Annotated in this window: 16 protein-coding genes; 10 read left to right on the forward strand and 6 right to left on the reverse strand. The window is 32.4% G+C overall.

Annotation, left to right across the window (positions count from 1 at the left end; all coding sequences use genetic code 11):
* Nucleotides 1–89 precede the first annotated feature (89 nt).
* Nucleotides 90–4,430 carry a DNA polymerase III subunit alpha gene (gene polC, locus ACJDT4_RS10770; RefSeq protein WP_406787572.1) on the forward strand — a complete coding sequence of 1,447 codons (4,341 nt, stop codon included), beginning with the start codon at nt 90–92 and terminating at the stop codon, nt 4,428–4,430.
* Nucleotides 4,431–4,662: 232 nt separating this feature from the next.
* On the opposite strand, the gene ACJDT4_RS10775 is transcribed toward polC, so the two are convergent.
* The gene (locus ACJDT4_RS10775; protein WP_406787573.1) at nt 4,663–6,996 is read right to left on the reverse strand and encodes a bifunctional metallophosphatase/5'-nucleotidase; all 2,334 of its coding nucleotides are present in this window, start codon (nt 6,994–6,996) and stop codon (nt 4,663–4,665) included.
* Nucleotides 6,997–7,352: 356 nt separating this feature from the next.
* On the opposite strand from ACJDT4_RS10775, the gene ACJDT4_RS10780 reads away from it, so the two are divergent.
* The 3 genes from ACJDT4_RS10780 (at nt 7,353) to ACJDT4_RS10790 (ending at nt 9,958) form a co-directional block, all read left to right on the forward strand.
* The gene (locus ACJDT4_RS10780) at nt 7,353–8,081 is read left to right on the forward strand and encodes a glycosyltransferase family 2 protein (RefSeq protein WP_406787574.1); all 729 of its coding nucleotides are present in this window, start codon (nt 7,353–7,355) and stop codon (nt 8,079–8,081) included.
* 53 nt (nt 8,082–8,134) lie between these two features.
* A complete protein-coding gene (locus ACJDT4_RS10785; protein WP_406787575.1) occupies nt 8,135–8,947 on the forward strand; it encodes an aldolase/citrate lyase family protein in 813 nt (270 codons plus the stop codon).
* Between the two features lie 69 nt (nt 8,948–9,016).
* Nucleotides 9,017–9,958 (forward strand): NAD(P)-dependent oxidoreductase, encoded by a 942-nt coding sequence (locus ACJDT4_RS10790; protein WP_406787576.1) that lies wholly within the window; start codon nt 9,017–9,019, stop codon nt 9,956–9,958.
* A gap of 239 nt (nt 9,959–10,197) precedes the next feature.
* Here the strand turns inward: ACJDT4_RS10790 and ACJDT4_RS10795 are convergent, their stop codons facing one another.
* Nucleotides 10,198–10,467, reverse strand: coding sequence for a hypothetical protein (locus ACJDT4_RS10795; protein ID WP_406787577.1), 270 nt, complete (start codon nt 10,465–10,467; stop codon nt 10,198–10,200).
* Between the two features lie 209 nt (nt 10,468–10,676).
* Complete coding sequence (locus ACJDT4_RS10800) at nt 10,677–11,567, reverse strand: LysR family transcriptional regulator (protein ID WP_406787578.1); 891 nt, start codon at nt 11,565–11,567, stop codon at nt 10,677–10,679.
* Nucleotides 11,568–11,706: 139 nt separating this feature from the next.
* Between ACJDT4_RS10800 and ACJDT4_RS10805 the strand changes: the two genes are divergently transcribed.
* Nucleotides 11,707–12,435, forward strand: a complete 729-nt coding sequence (locus ACJDT4_RS10805; protein WP_406787579.1) for a YoaK family protein — start codon at nt 11,707–11,709, stop codon at nt 12,433–12,435.
* Nucleotides 12,436–12,521: 86 nt separating this feature from the next.
* Here the strand turns inward: ACJDT4_RS10805 and ACJDT4_RS10810 are convergent, their stop codons facing one another.
* On the reverse strand, nt 12,522–13,406 hold the full coding sequence (locus ACJDT4_RS10810) for an AraC family transcriptional regulator (protein ID WP_406787580.1): 885 nt from the start codon (nt 13,404–13,406) through the stop codon (nt 12,522–12,524).
* Nucleotides 13,407–13,571: 165 nt separating this feature from the next.
* Here ACJDT4_RS10810 and ACJDT4_RS10815 point away from each other — a divergent pair, with 165 nt between their 5' ends.
* The 5 genes from ACJDT4_RS10815 (at nt 13,572) to ACJDT4_RS10835 (ending at nt 18,624) form a co-directional block, all read left to right on the forward strand.
* Nucleotides 13,572–15,131 carry an alpha-amylase family glycosyl hydrolase gene (locus ACJDT4_RS10815; RefSeq protein ID WP_406787581.1) on the forward strand — a complete coding sequence of 520 codons (1,560 nt, stop codon included), beginning with the start codon at nt 13,572–13,574 and terminating at the stop codon, nt 15,129–15,131.
* Between the two features lie 526 nt (nt 15,132–15,657).
* A complete protein-coding gene (locus tag ACJDT4_RS10820) occupies nt 15,658–16,509 on the forward strand; it encodes an amidohydrolase family protein (RefSeq protein WP_406787582.1) in 852 nt (283 codons plus the stop codon).
* A gap of 2 nt (nt 16,510–16,511) precedes the next feature.
* Nucleotides 16,512–16,940, forward strand: a complete 429-nt coding sequence (locus ACJDT4_RS10825) for a secondary thiamine-phosphate synthase enzyme YjbQ (RefSeq protein ID WP_406787583.1) — start codon at nt 16,512–16,514, stop codon at nt 16,938–16,940.
* 13 nt (nt 16,941–16,953) lie between these two features.
* Nucleotides 16,954–17,742, forward strand: a complete 789-nt coding sequence (locus ACJDT4_RS10830; protein ID WP_406787584.1) for a PfkB family carbohydrate kinase — start codon at nt 16,954–16,956, stop codon at nt 17,740–17,742.
* Between the two features lie 51 nt (nt 17,743–17,793).
* On the forward strand, nt 17,794–18,624 hold the full coding sequence (locus ACJDT4_RS10835; protein ID WP_406787585.1) for a sugar phosphate isomerase/epimerase family protein: 831 nt from the start codon (nt 17,794–17,796) through the stop codon (nt 18,622–18,624).
* Nucleotides 18,625–18,870: 246 nt separating this feature from the next.
* Here the strand turns inward: ACJDT4_RS10835 and ACJDT4_RS10840 are convergent, their stop codons facing one another.
* Complete coding sequence (locus ACJDT4_RS10840) at nt 18,871–20,214, reverse strand: APC family permease (RefSeq protein ID WP_406787586.1); 1,344 nt, start codon at nt 20,212–20,214, stop codon at nt 18,871–18,873.
* 363 nt (nt 20,215–20,577) lie between these two features.
* A complete protein-coding gene (locus ACJDT4_RS10845) occupies nt 20,578–21,060 on the reverse strand; it encodes a staygreen family protein (RefSeq protein WP_406787720.1) in 483 nt (160 codons plus the stop codon).
* Nucleotides 21,061–21,449: the final 389 nt, after the last annotated feature.

Genomic DNA, 21,449 nt, shown 5'->3' on the forward strand with positions numbered 1-21,449 from the left:
GAAGAATTTTAATACGAGTATTTTCAGAAAAAATTTCATAGTATATAATAGTAAAGGACTAAAAATTTTAGAGAGAGGTAAAGGATGCCATGAAAAGAATAAATGAAATTTTTAGTGACTATGGAGCAAGCGGCAATATAAATACTGCTTTTGTAGAATCGGTAGTTTTAAAGAAAAAAAGCAAACGGTTAGAGATGGAAATTAGCTCAGATAAATATATAGAAGTGCGAGAGTTTGAAAAACTTAATAGCTTTATAAGACAAAGATTTGCTTTAAATGATTCTATAATTGCTGTAAAGTATGCTGATGGGACGGACAAAAAACCTATAGAAGAAGAACTTAATAATATTGTACTTTTAATGGCAGACAGACATCCTGTTTTAAAAACGATAGTAAATAACAGCGAATATAAAGTAGATCAGAATACTATAAATTTTAATTTTAAAGTTGCTGTGTCTGGTTTTTTAAAGGCTATGAATTATGATAGAGAGCTTTATAAAGCTATAAAAGCTCTTTATGGCACTACATATAATATAAACTTTGTTGATAAAGTAAGCAGTGAGGAATTAATGCTTCAACAGGAAGAGCGTGAACAGGAGATGCTTGCCATTTCAAAGAAAATTCAGGAGTCTTTAAGCAGTAATGCTCCTAGAGTACATAAGGAAGCTTCATTTGGAAAGGAAGAAACAAAAGAAGATGGAGAGGGTAAGAAGACAGATCCATCTTTAATATTAGGTAGAAGTTCTAGAATCAAAGAAAATGTAATAAAAATTACAGATATTACGCCGGATGAGGGAAGAATATCCATAGAAGGTGAAATATCTAATATAGAAGCTAAGGAATTAAAAAGTGGAAAGACTCTGGTTTCTTTTGATTTGTATGACGGTTCAAGTTCTATGACCTGTAAGTCTTTCTTAAAGCCCGGTGAGGATGGTGAAGTATTATCTAGACTTAAAAAAGCTAAAGGTGTTAGGCTTTTAGGTTCTGCTGGCTATAGTAAATTTTCACAAGAAGTTGAAATGATTGCTAATGTTATAGTTGAAACAGGAGGCATTAGGAGAACTAAGAGGATGGATAATGCAGAAGTGAAGAGAGTAGAGCTTCACATGCATACGCAGATGAGTCAGATGGATGCTATGAATAGTGCTACAGATTTAATTAAAAGGGCTATGAGTTGGGGGATGAAGTCAATTGCTATAACAGACCATGGAGTAGTTCAGGCGTTCCCGGAAGCACATAAGTTACTTGGAAGAGATAATCCTGATATGAAAATCATATATGGAGTAGAAGCGTATTTAGCACCAGATAAAAAACCATCTGTAACAGATTCTAAAGGTCAAAGTATTGATACTACCTATTGTGTGCTTGATTTAGAGACGACAGGTTTTTCACCAGTAACCGAAAAAATTACTGAAATAGGAATTATGAAATGCAGGGATGGGAAGGTTCTCGATAGTTTTAGCTGCTTTGTAAATCCTGAAAAACCTATTCCTTCAAGAGTTGTTGAGATTACAAACATAACTGATGATATGGTGAGGGATGCAGAAACTATAGATAAGGTTTTTCCTAAAATGCTTGAGTTTATTGATGGCAGTGTTTTGGTTGCACATAATGCCAGCTTTGATGTGGGCTTCTTAAAGCATAATGCAAAGGTATTAGGCTATGACTTTGATTTCACGTATTTGGATACCTTATCCTTAGCTCAGGATATATTTCCTCAATATAAAAGTTATAAATTGGGGAGAATTGCTAAGAATCTTGGCATAAAGGTAGAAGTAGCCCATAGAGCTTTAGATGATGTGGATACGACTGTTAAAATATTTAATGTAATGCTTGAAGAATTAAAGAAAAGAGGAGCAAAAACTCTTGATGATATAGATAGCTGTGCTTCTGATGAAGCGGCTAAGAAGGAAGAATATAAGAAGCTCAAGACTTATCACGCAATAATACTAGCAAAGGACTATGTAGGTTTAAAGAATTTATATAAGCTTGTATCCTATTCTCATTTGAATTATTTTTATAAAAGACCTCGTATATTAAGAAGTCTTTATAAAAAGTATTCTGAAGGGTTAATTTTAGGCAGTGCCTGCAGTGAAGGTGAGCTTTTTCAGGCAATACTTCTTGGAAAATCCGATGAGGAAATTGAAGCAGTTGCGGCAGAGTATGATTATTTGGAAATTCAACCTTTAGGAAATGATGATTATTTAATAAGAAATGGTCAGGTGGCGGATAGAGAAGCCATAAAGGATATTAATAGAAAAATTATAGCTTTGGCAGAAAAATTAAATAAACCTGTAGTTGCTACTGGTGATGTTCATTTTATGGATCCAGAGGATGAAATCTACAGACGTATACTTGAAGCAGGTCAGGGCTTTAAGGATGCCGATAATCAAGCTCCACTATATTTAAGAACAACTGAAGAAATGCTTCGTGAGTTCTCTTATTTAGGAAAGGAAAAAGCTTATGAAGTGGTGGTTACTAATACTAACCTTGTATCAGATATGTGTCAGCAAATTAGTCCTATTTCACCAGAAAAATGTCCACCTCATATAGATGGCTGTGAAGAGACAATTAAGAATATTGCCTACAGCAGGGCACATGAGCTGTATGGAGATCCACTGCCAGAAATTGTTCAGCAAAGGTTAGATAAAGAGCTTGAGTCAATTATAAAAAATGGTTTCTCTGTAATGTATATCATAGCTCAAAAGCTGGTTTGGAAATCCAATGAGGATGGATATCTTGTTGGTTCCAGAGGTTCAGTTGGTTCCTCCTTTGTGGCAAATATGACAGGTATAACTGAAGTTAATTCACTGCCAGCTCATTACAGATGTCCTAACTGTAAGTATTCGGATTTTACCGATTATGGAGTTAAAAATGGCTTTGATTTACCAGATAAAGTATGCCCGGTTTGTGGTGAAAAGCTTGATAAAGATGGCATGGATATACCTTTTGAAACCTTTTTGGGTTTCAATGGTGATAAGGAGCCAGATATAGATTTAAACTTTTCGGGAGAATATCAGGCAAAAGCCCATAGGTATACGGAAGTTATCTTTGGAAAGGGAACGACTTTTAAAGCGGGAACCATAGGTACTATAGCAGAGAAAACTGCTTTTGGATATGTGAAAAAGTATTATGAAGAAAAAAATATTCCTATAAATAAACCGGAGACTATAAGGATTGCAAAGGGTTGTACCGGTATAAAGAGAACTACTGGACAGCATCCAGGCGGAATTATAGTTGTACCAAAGGGAAGGGAAATTTTTGAATTTTGCCCTGTACAGCACCCTGCTGATGACCCGGATTCAGATATCATAACAACACATTTTGATTATCACTCTATAGATCAGAATCTACTTAAGCTTGATATACTTGGTCACGATGATCCTACGGTTATAAGGATGCTTCAGGATATAACTGGAGTAAATCCTCATAAGATCCCTCTGGATGACAAGGAGACAATGTCTTTATTTTCATCTACAGAAGCTCTAGGTGTAACACCAGAACAGATAAATTCTAAGGTGGGAACCTTTGGTATTCCTGAGTTTGGAACTAAGTTCGTACGTGGAATGCTTGTGGATACAATGCCAAAGACTTTTTCAGAATTACTATGTATATCAGGTCTTTCACATGGTACCGATGTTTGGCTTGGAAATGCTAAGGATCTTATTGATCAGGGCATAGTTACTTTAAGTGAGGCAGTTTGTACTAGAGATGATATCATGATTTATCTTATCAAAAAAGGTTTGCCTCCAAATACTGCCTTCAAGATAATGGAGACGGTACGTAAGGGAAAGGCGCTCAAAGACCTAAAAAAATGGGGAGAATATGAAGCTTTAATGAGGGAACACAATGTACCGGAATGGTATATAGATTCCTGTAAAAAGATAAAATACATGTTTCCAAAAGCCCATGCAGCAGCTTATGTAATGATGGCCTTTAGAATAGCATGGTTCAAGGTTCACATACCTAAGGCGTATTATGCAGCGTACTTTAGTATAAGAGCAAAGGCCTTTGATGCAGAGTTTATGATATTTGGAAAAGAAAAGGTTAAAGAAAAGATGAAGGAAATTCAAATGATGGGTAATCAAGCAGGCCCTAAGGATAAAGATATGTATGATGATTTAGAAATAGTTTTGGAGATGTACGAAAGAGGTTTTAAATTTCTTCCTATTGATTTATATAAATCTCATTCTACAAAGTTTTTAGTGGAAGAAGAGGGCTTGAGACCGCCTATAAATAGTATATCTGGTATGGGAAATGTTGCAGCAGAAGGTATATATAATGCAGCACATGAAAAACCCGTAAATTCTATAGAGGATTTGAAGAAACGTGCTAAAATAGGAAATTCTGCAGCAGAGGCACTCAAAAAGTTTGGATGCTTAAGGGGCCTTCCTGAAAGCGACCAATTAAGCTTTTTTGATGCAATTTAATGCGAAGTAGCAATGCTTCGTCACATTAAAAAAATTCTATAAATCTAAGTCAAAAAAATCGTAAAACCCTAAGATAGTTCAATAACTCCCTATCGGTCAAACAATTGAACTATCTAAGAGTTTTACGATTTTTTTACCAAGATTTATTAGAGTTTTTTTAAATTGTTCCTTCAGCATTGCTACTTCACATTTTTTTAGTTGCAGCTGAAGTAATTACTAATGAAACAGACTATTATTTTTGAGACAATCTCTTAAACGTATTTTTTTTACTAGCAGCAAACAAAGCGGCGCCTATAGCTAATAATAGTATACCTAAATCAATAAGTAGATTGGTGTCTACAAGTGAACCTGTTTGAGGCAACTTTGCAGCTGAAGCTGGCTTAGCATTTGAGGTATTGCTGTTGCTTTTTCCAGAAACAGGAGCTGTGGTATTTGAAGCAGGAGCAGGATTTAAATTATTAATTGCTTTTTCTGCTGCTGTAAGTTTATTGGAATTTGCTACTAAGGTTTTTTGATCAGGAGTTAATAAATTGTAGGCTGCTCTTGCTATTGTAACAGCAGGTTTGTCAGTCAGTGTTACTTTGTCAGGGATTTTATTAATTATATCCGTAACTTTTTCTGCAACATAAGAATTTGATACCTGTAGTGCTGCTGAAACAGGAGAGACGGTACCAGAACCGATTAAATCATCAATGTAAGCATCGGCTGCTGCACCAGAGGTTAAAATGCTTACAGTATGAGCACCAGAAGGAATATTGCTTATTTTTAATACTCCATTTGCATCTGTATTTGCAGAATAAACAGTACCTTTATCAATAGAATAAAGAACTGAGGCATTTGCTAGATTTTTTGAGTCACTTCCAACTAAAGTTATAGCCGCAGTATATGGTTTATAAACGTAATTAGATACAACCTTTGATCTTCCTTGAACCATTGGATAAGAGAAGGTTCCATTTCCATTTTGCGTTAGGTCACTTATGTATTTAGTGACTATTCCATCTAAGGATGCACCTTCACCTATATTTTTTAGGTTTCCAAGCATAGTATAGCCATCTCCACCACTTACTTCATAGTCATTTGATACTAGTACTATTTTGGTAGTGGTATCGTTTTTGTCTAGCAATTGCTTGTCTGATCCATCTGCATTTAAAAGGTATATTTTGTTAACACGATTAAGTGAAGGCTTTGTAGGATCGTATTCAAACCTAATTCCTGATATTTGAGGAAAACGACCATCAGCACCATTAAGAACGCCGGTAGTTTGGTCCTGAGACACAACTTTAGAAACACCATTTTCAATTACTCCATATAAAATTGCAGGTGTTACTTCTTTAAGTGAAAGTATATTTCCAAAAGGTAATACTGTAGAAATCTCACCAGCTGTAATATCGCCTTCTGGTATTGAATCACGTACACCACCACCATTTTCCAGTGCAACAATTGGAAGATTTTCATATGCTGTTCCTTGAACCTGTGATTTTGTACTATCTTTCATGGCATCAGCAATTAAATCACCAAGATTTGTTTCTCCTATTCTTGCAATAGATTGATTGTTTACAGTACCGGCCCAAAGAGCAGTTGAAATATGCCCTACTTTAGTTGCAAAAAGTTGTTTTTGTTTTTCGTTTATTTGAGAAGCTAAATTAGAAACATTGCTGTCTGGAGTGTATTTAGTAGCATCTGCGGCAGATATCATATTTTCGGCAGCAGTGACTTTACCATCAGGAGAAATCTTGATATCTAGTCGGCCTAGATTAGCACTGTAACAAACAGTTTGAGCAATAAGTGTATTATTGACTACGGTATTTTCTAAGGTATGACTATGACCGTCAATTATGACATTAATTCCATCTACATTTTTGGCAATATCTGAACTTGTAGGGTTACTTGATGGGTCGTCTCCAATATGATCTATTGCGATTATTACAGAAGCACCCTCTGATTTTAGCTTAGCCACTTCTGCTTTTGATGTAGCAATAGGGTCCTCAAAGGTAATACCTGTTATATTAGCAGGATTAGTTTTATAAGAGGTTTCCTGTGTTGTTATTCCAAAGAAGCCAACCTTTATACCGTTGACTGTTTTTATAAAGTCACAGCCGTTATTTCCATTTATTCCTTCTAAGAATGGTTTGCCGTTTTTGATTGTGTTTGCTGAAATAACAGGAAAGTTTGCAAGCTTTGCATTAGATAAGGTATTGTCTTGTCCATAATCAAATTCGTGATTTCCAAGTACCATACCGTCATATCCAGCCGCATTCATTAATTTTATTACATCTGCGCCTTTAGTGAGGGTCGCAAATGGGAGGCCTTGAGTTGCATCTCCTGCGTCAATAAGAAGTGAATTTGGTACACTTTTTTTTATTGCAGAAACGTAATCGGAGCCAATTTGAGTAAGAACATTGTTTTTGAAAGAGTCTAGTACACGACTGTGCATATCGTTGGTGTGAAATACTGTAATGCTTACTGATCCATCTGAAGTATCAGCAGCATAAACAGGAATTTGAACTGCGAAAGAGCTTATTATGATCATAATTGATACAATATAAGCTGTAAGTTTTTTTTTCACTATTTTTCCCCCTTTATTAATATATATTTTATAATGAAAATGAAGGCTTAACATGATTATTTTAACATTTAAAATAGGCTTATACAATTGAATTTAATAAAAATAGCATGGAAAAATTAATGATTTAATTATTCTGTTATATAATCAGCGTGAAAACAAAATTATAAAACATGAATTTTAATAGTTGAAATGTTTTGTCTATAAAGATTCAATGTTGGCAAAAAAAGCTCTAGAAGGCTTTCTTGGTGAATAAGAACTTTATAAATAATAAATTCATATATTATACTACACAGAAAGTAATTTGTACTTTGAAATTTAATTGTGTGAAATACATTCATTTTGAGGGGTTAATTAACATGATAATTCATATTTATGCTTTGTGTTGGAATGAAGAAAAGATGCTTCCATATTTTTTTAGGCATTATGATAAAATAGCTGACCAATATTATATTTTTGATAATAATTCAACGGACAATTCTTATTCTATTCTAAAATCGCATCCTAAGGTTGTTGCAAATAAAATCAATTTACCAGGACAATCAATGGTGGAAGCTGCACAACAGCAATATAATAGTATTTGGAAGAAAAGTAGAGGAAAGGCGGATTGGGTTATAGTTTGTAATATGGACGAACATTTTTATCATCCTAACCTTAGAGATTATCTTGAAAGATGTACTTCTGTAGGCATTACATTAGTAATACCAACTGCATATGAAATGGTTTCTGATGTTTTTCCAGTCAGTGATAAACCTTTATGTGAAACTGTAAAATATGGTGCAAGAGATTATACAATGGATAAACCTGAAATATTTAATCCAAATGAAATTCAGGAAATAAACTTTATACCCGGTAGGCATTGGGCTTCGCCTGTAGGTAATGTTAAAAAGCCACCTATTAGAGAAGTATTACTTTTACACTATAAATATTTGGGGTTTGATTATGTAAATAAACGACATTTAGAACTAAAAACTGGATTAAGGCAAACTGATATTGTTTCTGGATATGGTATTCAATATCTTATGAATGAAGAAGTAAGGCGAAAGAAAATTTCAAAATTAAAAGAACAATCTATAAAAGTAATATGAAGTAAACAGGTGGTATGTATAGATGATATTTATAAAAGGAAGTGTAAGAAAAAATGATTTTGTTGTTAATTACAAACGACCCAATCATGGCCGCCTATGCACAATCTGCTGGAATAGATAGAATAATGATTGATTTGGAGGTTAATGGCAAGAGTCTCCGTCAACGAGGTAAAAATCTTTTCTTGTCTAATCATAAGATTAGTGACATTCCAATTATAAGAAAAACTTGCAAGAAAAATAATATTCTTGTTAGGATAAATCCAATTAATAGTGATACAAAAAAAGAAATAGATACTGTCATTAAAATGGGTGCTGATATCATAATGCTTCCTTATTTTCATAGTATGGATGAGGTTCAAACTTTTTTAAAACTAATAAATGGTGCAGTTAGGACTAGTTTGTTAGTTGAGACGAAGGAAGCAACAGAGCTTCTTCCTAAAATAGTTGATTTACCAGGAGTTAATGAGATTCATATTGGATTGAATGATCTTAGTATTAGTTATGGATATAAGACTATATTTGAACCTATATTAAATGGGTCACTAGAAGAATATTCTAAAATTATAAACTTTAAAAAAATTCCATGGGGGTTTGGTGGAATAGGCAAATTGTCGGATGAAAATGTTCCGATAAACCCTAAGCTAATATTATATGAACAAATAAAGCTAAAAACCTCTATAGGGTGGCTAGGAAGAAGTTTTAGAGATGCATTAGATAAGGAAAATATAGATATGTCTATTAAAATGGAAACTTTATTATTAAGAAAATTTATGAAAAAGTATGCTAACGCTTCAAATGACTTTGTTCAGTCTAAACATGTAGAACTTTTGGAACAGATTTGTTCAATGACAAATAGTATGAAGTAAGGAAATTAGGCTAGAAGCCTGTATTTTTAAATACATTGTTAAACTAATATAAGAAAAGGTGTTTTTGTTTTGAAGGTATTATGTACTTTTGATTTTGGTAAAGAGAAAATGGATCGTATTAAAAAGTTGGGAGGTGAAATTGTTTTAATAAAGGAGAAAGATATATGTCAAGTTGATAATTGCAATGATTTTGATGTTATTATTTGTAATAATTCTTTCAGGCATTTTGATATTTCTAAGTTTGTTAATTTAAAATGGATTCAATTAGTTAGTTCTGGAGCAGATGCAGTGCCTATGCAGGCTTTAAAACATTCTGATGTTATTTTAACAAATTGTAGAGGTGCTTATAGTATACCAATTGCAGAATGGGTTATTGCAAAGGTATTAGAGATTTATAAAAGCAGTAAAAAGTTTTATGATTTGCAAAATAATAAAAAATGGGAGAAATATAAATGCATATATGAATTAAATAATAAGAAAGCTTGCATTTTGGGAACAGGAAGTATAGGCGTTGAAATTGCAAGAAGACTTAAAGCTTTTGGAGTTGAAGTGATGGGAATTAACAGCACAGGAATGGAAATACAATCGTTTAGCAAATGTTTTACTATGGAAGACAAAGATGACATACTAAGTATAAGCAATATAGTAATAAATACACTTCCATTAACAGCAAAGACAATGAATTTAATAAACGATAATTTTTTAGCTCAAATGAAAGCTAAAAGCGTTTTGGTAAATGTTTCTAGAGGAAAAATATTAGATGAAAAAGCTTTAATAAAATATTTAAAATCAGGTCATTTATTAGGCGCTGCACTAGATGTGTTTGAGTCAGAACCGTTACCTTCAACTAGTCCTCTATGGTTATTAGATAATTTAATTATTACACCGCATATTTCATATAGATCTGATGTTGGGAATCAACGAGTGTTTAAAATTGTATTTGAGAATTTGATAAGATATAAGAATCATAAAAAATTGATAAATATAGTAGATCATAATAAAGGATATTAATGCCCCTGAAGTATTTATTATTAGATGCTTTTGGGTATTTTTTGAGTTATTAAATCTTTAAGCTCTGTGTAAGCTATTTTATGTTTTTTATCAAGATTTATATAATGGATGTAAGCATTGTTGCTACCAACTAACTTGTTAGCAATTTTCGCCTCAACTCTTCAGAGGCAATTTTTCAAAAATTTTCTACTATATAATTAATTTTATAGTGCAACACCATCATTTATTGAGTAGCATGGTTAGTATTTGCTATAAACATCTGTAACCTTTGCTACATAATCATCATATCCTGATTTTGCTAATACTATAATAGGCTGATTTTGACCTGATATTTTAACTAGGTATGCCTGTGAGTCGCCTTTATCAAGGTATTTATCTCTCTTAACACTTATTTCATCTCTATTTGCAACTCTGTAATCTTCTAGAATTTCTTCAACTCTATTTTCTAAATTTCCAGTTGGACATTCAAGCTCCTTAATTCTATGGATTGCTTCGTTAATTTTGTTCATTGTATTCTCCTCCTATAAACTAATTATAATTTTTATTATGCCCCTTTATTTCTTCTTAATTCTAAGCATAACTGTATTTTAGGAAAAGCTTTTTACTACTATATAGTGAAACCAGCTCAGCTACAAATTATTCATGCACCAAAATGCCTAGAGGACGGCATTTTGGTACAAATAAATTTCAAGCTTCAGAGTGGTTTATCTTTAATGGTTTACTTTTTATTACGAATTTTAGGTTTATTATTTTGAATATTAGTTATGAACTTGGTTAAATGTTTTAAAAAATTATTTACATATTTGCTATTCACAGAATTATAATTTTGAGTTGCATAAATAGTTCTAATGCAATTGGGATGCTCAATTGGAAGTAGTACTACATTTTTTGCAGTTAATTTTCCCCAAGCATATTCTGGCCAAAAAGCAATTCCAAGATTAGAAGCAATTAAATTTTTAATACATTCTGGATTATCGCTCTCAAAAATAATTTGAGGTTTAAAGCCCTCTTCTTTGCAGTATTCATCGCAAATAGCGCGAAATGGTCTTGCACCAGAAAAGCTAATGAAGCCTTCTTTTTCAACCTGTTTTAGCGTTATAGATTTTAAAGAGGCATATTCACTAATGCTTGGAACAGCTAGTAATACTTTTTCTTTTAGCAGAGCTACAGAAGTCTGTGGAATTCTATCTGATGTTGTACAGGAAATACATATATCAAAGTCCGGTTCACCTATATCCTGCAGCAAACGAAATTTAATTTCTGGATATAATTTTTTAAAGGAAATAATTGATTGGGTAATAAGCACCGATGCGGCTAAAATATTTAGCTGTATGGTAGTTGAAGCTTTCTTATCAATTTCTTTTAAACGTAGAGGCATAGAGTCTAAAGTATTTATAATAGGTATTAATTCGGACTGCAGCAGCTTACCACAGGCATTTAAGCGTATGCTTCTGTTTTTTCTGTCAAAAAGTACAACTCCAAGTTCTTCTTCTAAGTGTTTAATAGATTGAGAGAGAGCTGGTTGAGCAATGTGCAGCGAATGAGCAGCTCTAGTCATGTGCTCATATTCAGCAGCAGCAAGAAAATATTTTAATTGAAGAATATCCATAGTAACCTCCAAATTTTATCATAAGTAAAACTTATCAATTTAATAAATATTATATATTTTTATTTATGAAACAACAACAGTATAATTAAAGATGTCGTTAAATTAGGCAAAAATATTATTTATAAAAAGGTGTTTTACATTGAAAGATAAAAAAGGTTGTACAGAAATAACAGAAAAATTATGGTTTGCAATGCTGCTTGCAGCAACAGGTGGCTTCATGGATATGTATTCATATACTGTTCATGGAAATGTATTTGCAACTGGACAAACAGGAAATTTTGTACTTGTTGCCGTCCATTTAGCAAAGCAAGATTATACAGGAGTTTTTCGCTGCATTATACCAATCTTATCGTTTTGGATAGGTATTTTTATAGCATGGCATATGTTTTACTCTTATTTTAAAGAAAAACAATTATTATGGAAACGAAGTATTATAGTAGCAGAGATAATTACTGTATTTATTGCAGGTTTTATTCCTCTATCCTGTCCGGATATAATAGCTAATACATTGGTTTCTTTTGCGGCTTCTCTACAATTTTGTGCATTTCGTAAATTAGGTACAAGCGAAAATTATGCTAGTATATTTTGTACCGGAAATATGCGCTCTTGTGCAGAAAATTACTACAAAGGGATTGCAAGAAAGGACAGTCAATGTCTAAAAAAAGCAATGCGATATAGCACTATTCTAATTTCGTTTTTTATGGGTGCAATTATTAGTGCATTAGAAGCAGGCTTTTTACATCAAAAGGCAATTTGGAGCGTGGATGTCATATTTTTATCAGCTTTAATAGCTTCCTTTGTATTAAATATTAGAATGAAAAGAAATTCATTTGAAGATGAAGAAGCTTTAGAGGAACGTGCAGTATAGATTTTCTTATACTAGCAATTTTATTTATGTAAAAAAGGTGCCTGAAATAGAAGAGGAGTGATTTATATTGCTTCTCTTCTATTATTTTAATCTGCTTGGGTGCTTTTTTTTCTATAGGATAGAGGTGTATAGCCTACTAGCTTTTTGAAGGCTCGAATGTAGTAGCTAAAGTTTTCAAAGCCATTTGCAAAAGCAATGTCCATAATTGGCAAATCTGTATTGATAAGCATATCCATAGACTTATCAATTCTAAGTCCATTTACATATTCAATAAAAGTCTTGCCAAAATTGTCCTTAAAGAACTTACAGAAATATTTTGGCGACATGTTAAATTTTTCGGAAATAGTTTCTAAATATATTCTTCTGTTATAATTCTCATGTATGTATGATGTGATGTTTTTTAGTAAGTTTAATTTATTGTCTTTGACTATGGAGAGGCTAGAGTTTCTCTCCTTTATAAGTTTTCCTTTTGCTAAAAGATATACTATATTTAAAAGAGATATTTTAGTTGCAAATTGATATTCATTTTCTTTTGCTTCATTCAAGTGAATCAAAGTTTTTAACTCATGTAATATTTTTTCATAGCTTTCAGAAGTGATAGGTATTTTATTTTCAAAAATGCTGTTTTTATTACAAAGAGCCCCCAAATATGAATTTTGTACAAGATCATTCATTTCAAAGTTTAAAAATTTTAAAGGGAATAAAAATGCATAGTATAAGGTACAAGTATCTTCTGTATACATTCCGTGCAACTCTTCTTCGTTAACAATAAATATATCACCAGAAGTGCCTGCATATTGTTCGTTGTTAATGTTAATAAAAAGCCTGCCAGCTTGTACATATATTATTTCAACATAATTATGCCAGTGATGTAAAACAAATACCTTAGTGGTGTTGTCGTTCATATAGTAAATTTGAAATGGGTATAATGATGTTCCATGTGATTTTTCTTCTTTTAGAGAATAATTCATTCTTAACATTCCTTTCTCGTTTTATTGTACCAGCCGTATATATTTTTTCAATAAGTATTTGCGAAAATTGTGTTATTTTTAATGAATATTTTGCAAGAATTAATGATTGCATTATTGATATTATGTTATTGGAAATTAAGTTTGTGTATTACAGGAGGAATTATTATGTCAAAGTGGCTCGATAATGCTATATTTTATGAAATTTATCCACAGAGTTTTAAAGATAGCAATTCTGATGGTATTGGTGATATTCAAGGTATTATACAAAAATTAGATTATATTAGTGAATTAGGCTGCAATGCAATATGGCTTAATCCATGCTTTACATCTCCTTTTTATGATGCTGGTTATGATGTTGAGGATTACTTTAGTGTAGCTCCTCGTTATGGTACAAATGAAGATTTAAAGGAGTTATTTGAAAAAGCTCATGAGAAAAACATGCATGTAATTTTAGATTTGGTACCTGGACATACTTCTGTTAGACATCCTTGGTTCAAGGAATCTATGAAGACAACAGAGAATGAGTATACAAATAGGTATGTTTGGACAGATGATATTTGGAAGGATTTTAAGGATATTAAGGGTATTGCTGGTAATATTCGAGGAATGTCTGATAGAAATGGTTGCTGTGCAGTGAACTTTTTATCCATGCAGCCAGCGCTTAATTATGGCTTTGCAAATCCACAGGAAAGTTGGCAATTTTCAACTTCTTCAAAAGAAGCAATTGCTACAAGGGAAGCTATGAAAGAGGTAATGAGCTTTTGGCTTGAAATGGGCTGCGATGGTTTTCGTGTAGATATGGCTGGTTCACTAGTAAAAAATGATACTGATAGTAAGGAAACTATTAAGCTTTGGCAAAATTTTAGAAGTTTTTTGGATAAAAAATTTCCTAAGGCAGTGCTTATTTCTGAGTGGGGAGAACCAGAAAAGTCTTTAGCTGGTGGCTTTCATATGGATTTTCTACTTCACTTTGGTACATCTAACTACATGGATTTGTTTAGAAGTGAAAATCCTTATTTCTCAAAAGAAGGAAAAGGAGATATATCTAAGTTTGCTAAGAAGTATGTGGAAAATTATAAACTGACTAATGGAAAAGGGCTTATGTGCATACCTTCTGGTAATCACGATATGCCAAGAATAGCACATAAATTGGATGAAGAAGAAATAAAAATAGCTTTTGCATTCTTACTTACAATGCCTGGAGCTCCGTTTATATACTATGGTGATGAAATAGGAATGAAATACTTAGAAAATATTATATCGGTGGAAGGCGGATATGCAAGAACAGGAGCACGTACTCCAATGCAATGGGATAATACGGTTAATGCAGGATTTTCTACTGCTCAAAAAGAAAAATTATATATAATGCAAGATCCAAGTGAAGATAGGCCAACAGTAAAAAATCAGATGGAAACTGAAAGCTCTTTATACAATGAAGTGAAAAAACTTACTAAATTAAGACTTCAAAATGAGCCTCTTTGTTCTAATGCAGGAATAGAATTTTTATATGCAGAAGAAAATGCTTATCCATTTGTATATAAAAGAACTGGAAAGGAAGAAAGTATCTTAGTTGTGTTAAATCCTTCAAAGGAAAAGGTAGCATGTGAAATAAGTGAAAACTTAAAATGTGAGGTAATTTATTCAAACAATGGTGAGGCAGTTATAGACAATAAGATTATCACTGCTCCAGCTTGTTCTGCTAGTATATTTAAAATATTAAAATAAAAAATTGGATGTTATGATGTAAGATATTAAACAAAGTGGCTGCTACACTAAGAATTCAACGGTAATTTATAAAGATTGCAAATTACGGTTGAATTCTTGGTGCGACAGTTTTTTTATTTTTTGCAATTGACTGCAAATTGAAAAGGATATATAATATATTCAATACAATATAATACAAATTGTTTTATAATAAATTAAGGTGTATCGCGCGAGCACTTTATAAAATAGCTATATAATTAGTTTAAAAGGAGGTTTTATATTATATTTTGAAATCGAATACAAAGTGCTGTCAGCTAAATCTTCATCAAAAAGAAAGAAAAATGCATCTAATGTACCAGCATTAATTAATACATTACAATACAAAACAATGAAAAAAGTAGTGTTAAAGATAAATCAACTTGAAAGTTGGTGCTTTGGAACATAAGTAGTTTAAGTTTTGCAGTAGTTTCACTATATATACATTAACTTAGTCAATTGAATTACAAAAACTATAAAAAACTTGTATGTAAGATAGAGGAGGAAGACAATGGTAATTGATACACATATACACCCAGCTCTCTATAAAGAGATTTGCTTGGATAAAGAACGTTTTGACAGAAGATGTGATGAAATGAATTTTCATCTTATGAAGCCTTCTGATTTGGATATTTTAAAAAAACAATACGCTTTGGCAGATATTAAGCATGTAGTACTGCTACCTCAGGATTGTTCAGGGGAAAATGGAACAGCCATTATTACCAATGAAGAAATTAAACAGATTGTTGATAAAGATCCAGATTTTTTTATAGGTTTTGCATCAGTAGATCCTAGAAAAAGCAATGCAGTGGAGTTACTTACGGATGCATTTGAAAAATTAAAGCTTAGTGGATTAAAAATTAATACTGCAAAGTTAAAAATGTATCCAACAGATGAAAAATTAAAGCAGCTATATAAAGTTTGTCAGAAATATAAAAAACCAATTATATTCCATGCTGGCATGTCGTTGGAAACGAATACAGTAACAAAATATTCTCATCCAATGGAATTTGAAGAAGTGGCAATAGAATTTCCAGAAGTAAAAATATGCCTAGCACACTTTGGATGGCCATGGGTAAATGAAACAGCAGCTTTATTAATAAAATATGATAATGTGTATACTAATACGGCTATGATGTACATGGATAGTCCTAAGGATTTGTTTGAGAAAGTATTTAAGCAGGATTTAGGCAAGTATTGGTTAGACCATAATTTTGCTGATAAAGTTATGTTCGGCTCTGATTCACCAAGGATTAGGCCTGTAAGAAGTAAGCGAGGCTTGGATGCATTAGAAATGGAAGAAGTAACAAGAAAAAAGGTCTACTACGAGAATGCTGTAAGATTTTTAGGATTGGAGGAATAAGAATGGTAAAGTTTTTCGAAGTACCCATATGTGCTTCTAAGGAATTTGAATTGATAAAGATTACAGATACTGTTAGAGAGTATGTAGAAAAATCTGGAGTTAAAAATGGTGTGGTTCATGTAATAACAGAGCATACTACAACTGGGATTACAGTAAATGAAAGTCTTCCTTGCGTGGAAACTGATTTGATGAATGCACTTGATAGGATGTTTCCAGAAGATTATCCATACAGTCATAATCATTATCTTCCTTCATATGGAACTATTGGCGGTAATGCTCCGGGACATTTAAAATCTTTGGTTACAGGAAATCACTGCGTATATCCAATTATTGATGGAAAAATAAAACTTGGTGGGGCCACAGATATATATTTTGCAGAGTATGACGGAATTAAAAACCGAAAATATATGATACACATAATGGGGGAATAAGGGGGAAGTAAAAATGAAAAAAGCAATTGCATTAGCAGACAATTGTATTGATGTATATTATAAGCTGGATCGTTACTACCTTACGGGGAATAGCATAGACTTTGCCTTTAACTATAAAGAAATGGGTGGAGATATCACGGAAATGACCATCCTCGGAAATGATGTATTTTCTATGGCTTTAGAGGAGAGGTTAAAAGAAAGAAATATTCCTTTACGTATACTTAAAAAAGTAGACAAGCCAACAGGAATGGCAACAATGGACATTGTAGATGGAGATAAAAAACATATACAGTTTTTAGGAAATGCAATGGAGGATATAGAACTTAGAGAAGATGATTTAGAGTTCATCAAGAATTTTGATATTGTTTATGCAGAACGTTGGGCAAAGATAGGCAGATATATTAAAGATCTAAGAAAGGATAATCAAATATGGGTTTATGATTTTTCAAAAAGACTTGAATTGCCAAGTAATGATGATATTATTCCATATTTAGATTATGCATTTTTTTCGTATGATGCTGATAACGACTACATACGGGAGTTTATGAAGAAAACACATAAAAAGGGAGCTAAATGTGTGATAGCAATGTTGGGGGAATGTGGAAGCCTTGCATATGATGGTTTTAAATTTTATGAGCAGTCAGCGGAAAAGGTTGAGGTTGTAAATACGGTTGGGGCAGGCGATTCATATATTGCTGCTTTCACTTATGGAATTAGTCTTGGGGAATCAATTCCAGAGTGTATGATGAGAGGTAAAGAGCGGGCTACAAAAATAATTCAGCAATTTCAACCTTACATATAACGCAGAAGGAAATAAGTAAATATATAAAGTAATACAAGAGGAGGAGATAAAATGATTTCCATTTCTAGATTAAGTGCAGCAAATTATCATTATAAAAGATATAGCTTGGATTATTTTCTTGATTCAGTTGAACGTCTTGGTTATGAAACTATTGAACTTTGGGCTTCAGGTCCTCATTTACATCTGGAAGATTTTTCGCTTGGAAGACTAAATGAGGTTAAAAAGAAAATTGAAAGTCATAATTTAAAATTAATATGCTTTACACCAGAACAATGCTTATACCCAATAAGTGTTAGCCACCCAGACAAAGTTTACAGGGATCGTTCAATAGATTTCTTTTGTAAACATATAGAGGCAGCTGCTGCTCTTGGTTGTAACCGTATGGTAATGTCCACGGGTATCTCATATTTAGATGTTGATCCCCAAAAGGCGTGGGAATGGTGTGTAGATGCTTTCCAAAAGATATGTCAAAAGGCCGAGAGAGAGGGCGTGTATTTAGCAACAGAACCATTTACTAAATATACAACGAATATCTGTAACAATATTTCTCAGTTAAAGCAGCTTATAAAAGAAGTTGACAGCCCTATGCTTAAGGGATTGGCTGATACAGATGTTATTGCCACTACAGGTACAGATTCAATCGATGATTTTATTAAAACTCTAGGTGAAGATTTGAATCATGTTCATTTTCTGGATGGAAATCCTGGAGGTCATCTTGTTCCAGGAGATGGAAAGTTAGATTTGAAGCATGTATTAAAAGTTTTAGATCAAGTAGGATATAAAGGCTATTTGGCGCTTGAAATTCTAGATAGAAGATATGTTATGGAGCCTGAAAAAGCTTTAAAAGCAGCTATGGACTGGTATAAGAAAAATGCATTATAGTAAAATCAGAACTTATGATAACCAGATTGCGTATAAATGAGTTAAGGGTGTAGAAGGAATAACTCAAGTTGAGCTTTCAGATGAACTTTATATAAGTATGTCAGCCTTAAAAAGCTTTCAGGTGGCATAGAGTTTTAAAGTCCAGTAAATCTCGTTTTCCTAATATCGATATTAGAAAACGGAGCAAAAATAAATTAAAGGCTATGAATTTAGAACTTTACTAAATTCGTAGCCTTTCTGCATTTCTTAAAGTTTACTATTTCGCTTTTTAATAAAAATATAAATTGGTATTCCTAAAGCGGTTACAGCCAGACCGTATAGTGCGTTGGAAGTATCGCTAATCAATGTGCTAATTAGTATGTATACTCCGCCTCCTATTCCTACGATTGGCACTATAGGAAATAGAGGAACTGTATAGGGTCTTTTGATATCCTTATGTTTTGATCTTAATATAAATATACCTATAACAGTCATTACAAAGAATATCCACATGGAGAATACAGCTAAATTTGTTAAGGTTTCAAAGGAACCACTAAGTACATATAGAGCTGCTAACACTGCTTGAAATAATAAAGTGTTTATTGGAGTTCCAAATTTATCACTTAATTTTCCGAAAAAGTTTGCAAAAGGAAAAAGCTTGTCTTGAGCCATGGCAAAAGGAACTCTTACACCAGTCATTAAATATCCATTAAGTGCACCTAATATAGATATCATAATACCAACTGCAATTAGAGCGGCACCTTTACTGCCCAATAATATAACTGCAGCATCAGAAGCTGCTTTTTGAGACGCTATAACCTTTGTAATAGGCATTACTTTTATAATTGCAATATTTATCAATATATAAACAACTATTATAATAACTAACCCCGTGATTATGGATCTAGGAAGGTCCTTTCTTGGGTTTTTTAGTTCCCCTGCCATATTACCAACATTAGCCCAACCATCGTAAGCCCATAAGGTTCCAAGTATAGCAGCTCCAAAGCCAGATAAACCTACAGAAATGCTTGAGGAAGAAGTAGCTGTTGCTGTTGCAAAACCATTTGATTTGTTATATAGAAGCCCAAAGACAATAATAACAAAAATAGGAATTAGCTTTGCTACTGTAGCTATAAATTGTAGTTTGCTACCAAGCTTTGTTGAAATTACATTTATAATTGTTATAAAAAATATTATGAAAATAGCTAATATTTTTTGACTCATAGGTGATAAATAGGTGAAATATGTTGCCTGTGTGGCGAATACTATAGATAATGCAGCTATAACACCAGGAGTGTAAATAATCGTTTGCATCCATCCAAATAAGAATGCCCACTGTTCACCATACAATTTTTTAAGGTATACAAATATACCACCTGTTTCAGGAATAGCTGCAGCAATTTCTGCGATTGTAAGTGCAGAGGCTATAGTAATCATACCACCAACTGCCCAAGCAAGTATTCCTAATATTGGGGTCCCTGCATTATTAAATACAGAAGAAGCTTTGAAGAAAATGCCAGAACCTATTACTACACCAACAACCATTGTAATGGCCTCTGGCAAATTAATTTCTTTTTTTAACGACTTAATATTTTGGGTATCGGATTTCAATATTATGCATCCTTTCTTTAGTCACTTAAAAAATTAAGCTTTAGTTTAGTATGAGCTAGAATTAACTAATATATTATAAGGCAAGATTTCATTAATGTAAATAAAAACACATATATACTATAAGGATATTTATAAAATACATAAATTTTACATTAATGCTATTTACAGCATATTTTAAATGTGATATTATTGAGAACGGTAAACAAAATGATTTATAAAAAATCGACAACTATGGTAGGGTTTGAAAAAATCCTGTATAATTTCTTGGGATTATGCAGGATTTTTTATTATGGTTATTTTTAATTTTACAGTAATAAATATAAAAGAAATGATATTTACTGTTGTTTAAATAATTAATTAATTTTATGTGAAAGATGCTGATTTTGGCAAATTTGTAATGTCGTAATCTAAAAAAGTACCCCAGTTTTCTACTTTATTAAAGCGAGGATTTTTGGATATAAAATAGACTAATATTGTAGCTTTGTTTAATTCAGGATGTGTACTAAAAAACTTTCTGTCTCCGTACCTAATAGCTTCTAAAGCAAGCGGCAGTTCACGTCTAAAAATGTAGTTTCTTATGGCAGCTGTTTTAGAGCCTAGCTTGCCGTCTACATGTAAGTATACATAATAAATATAATTCTGTCCTTCTTTTATCCACTGACCAAGTACTTCATCTCTTTTGTTGTTATCAATTTTATCATAGGCATATGTTAATCCAATAGTTAAAAAGAGTTGCGCTGTTACATCAGAATGTGTCAGAGTGTAACGCCTAGGAATAATAGGGTCTGTATCAGTAACGTCTTTTCTAAATTCTACTGATAGCTTTTTAGGATTTAATTTACTCATTAACATACTCCTTTGAAATAATTCCGATATAATAATTATATGATAGCTTGCAGAATTATGTTAAAATTTTATAATGAATTTTTAAAGTATTATAGATAAACAACATGAAAGATTTAAATTCACAATACCAAATTTATGCTGTTAAACTATGGTTTAACTCAGAGCACAACTGACAGAGTACATAGCACAGTGAAGGTAAACTTACCTTTCGTTTCTCTTAGGTAAATCTTAGAACTTATTTAGTATCAGCTGCGCTGAATATTATACTTTAAGTAAAATCTTATTTTCTAGGATAAATTTGGTCATAGTAATTTAAAGCTTCCAGCTTGCTTATCTATAATTAGTGAAGAGAGCATTAGGTATAATGGAAATTATATAGATTTAGTTCA

It is taken from the genome of Clostridium neuense, assembly GCF_045310695.1.
In the GTDB taxonomy this organism is placed as follows: Bacteria; Bacillota; Clostridia; order Clostridiales; family Clostridiaceae; genus Clostridium_S; species Clostridium_S neuense.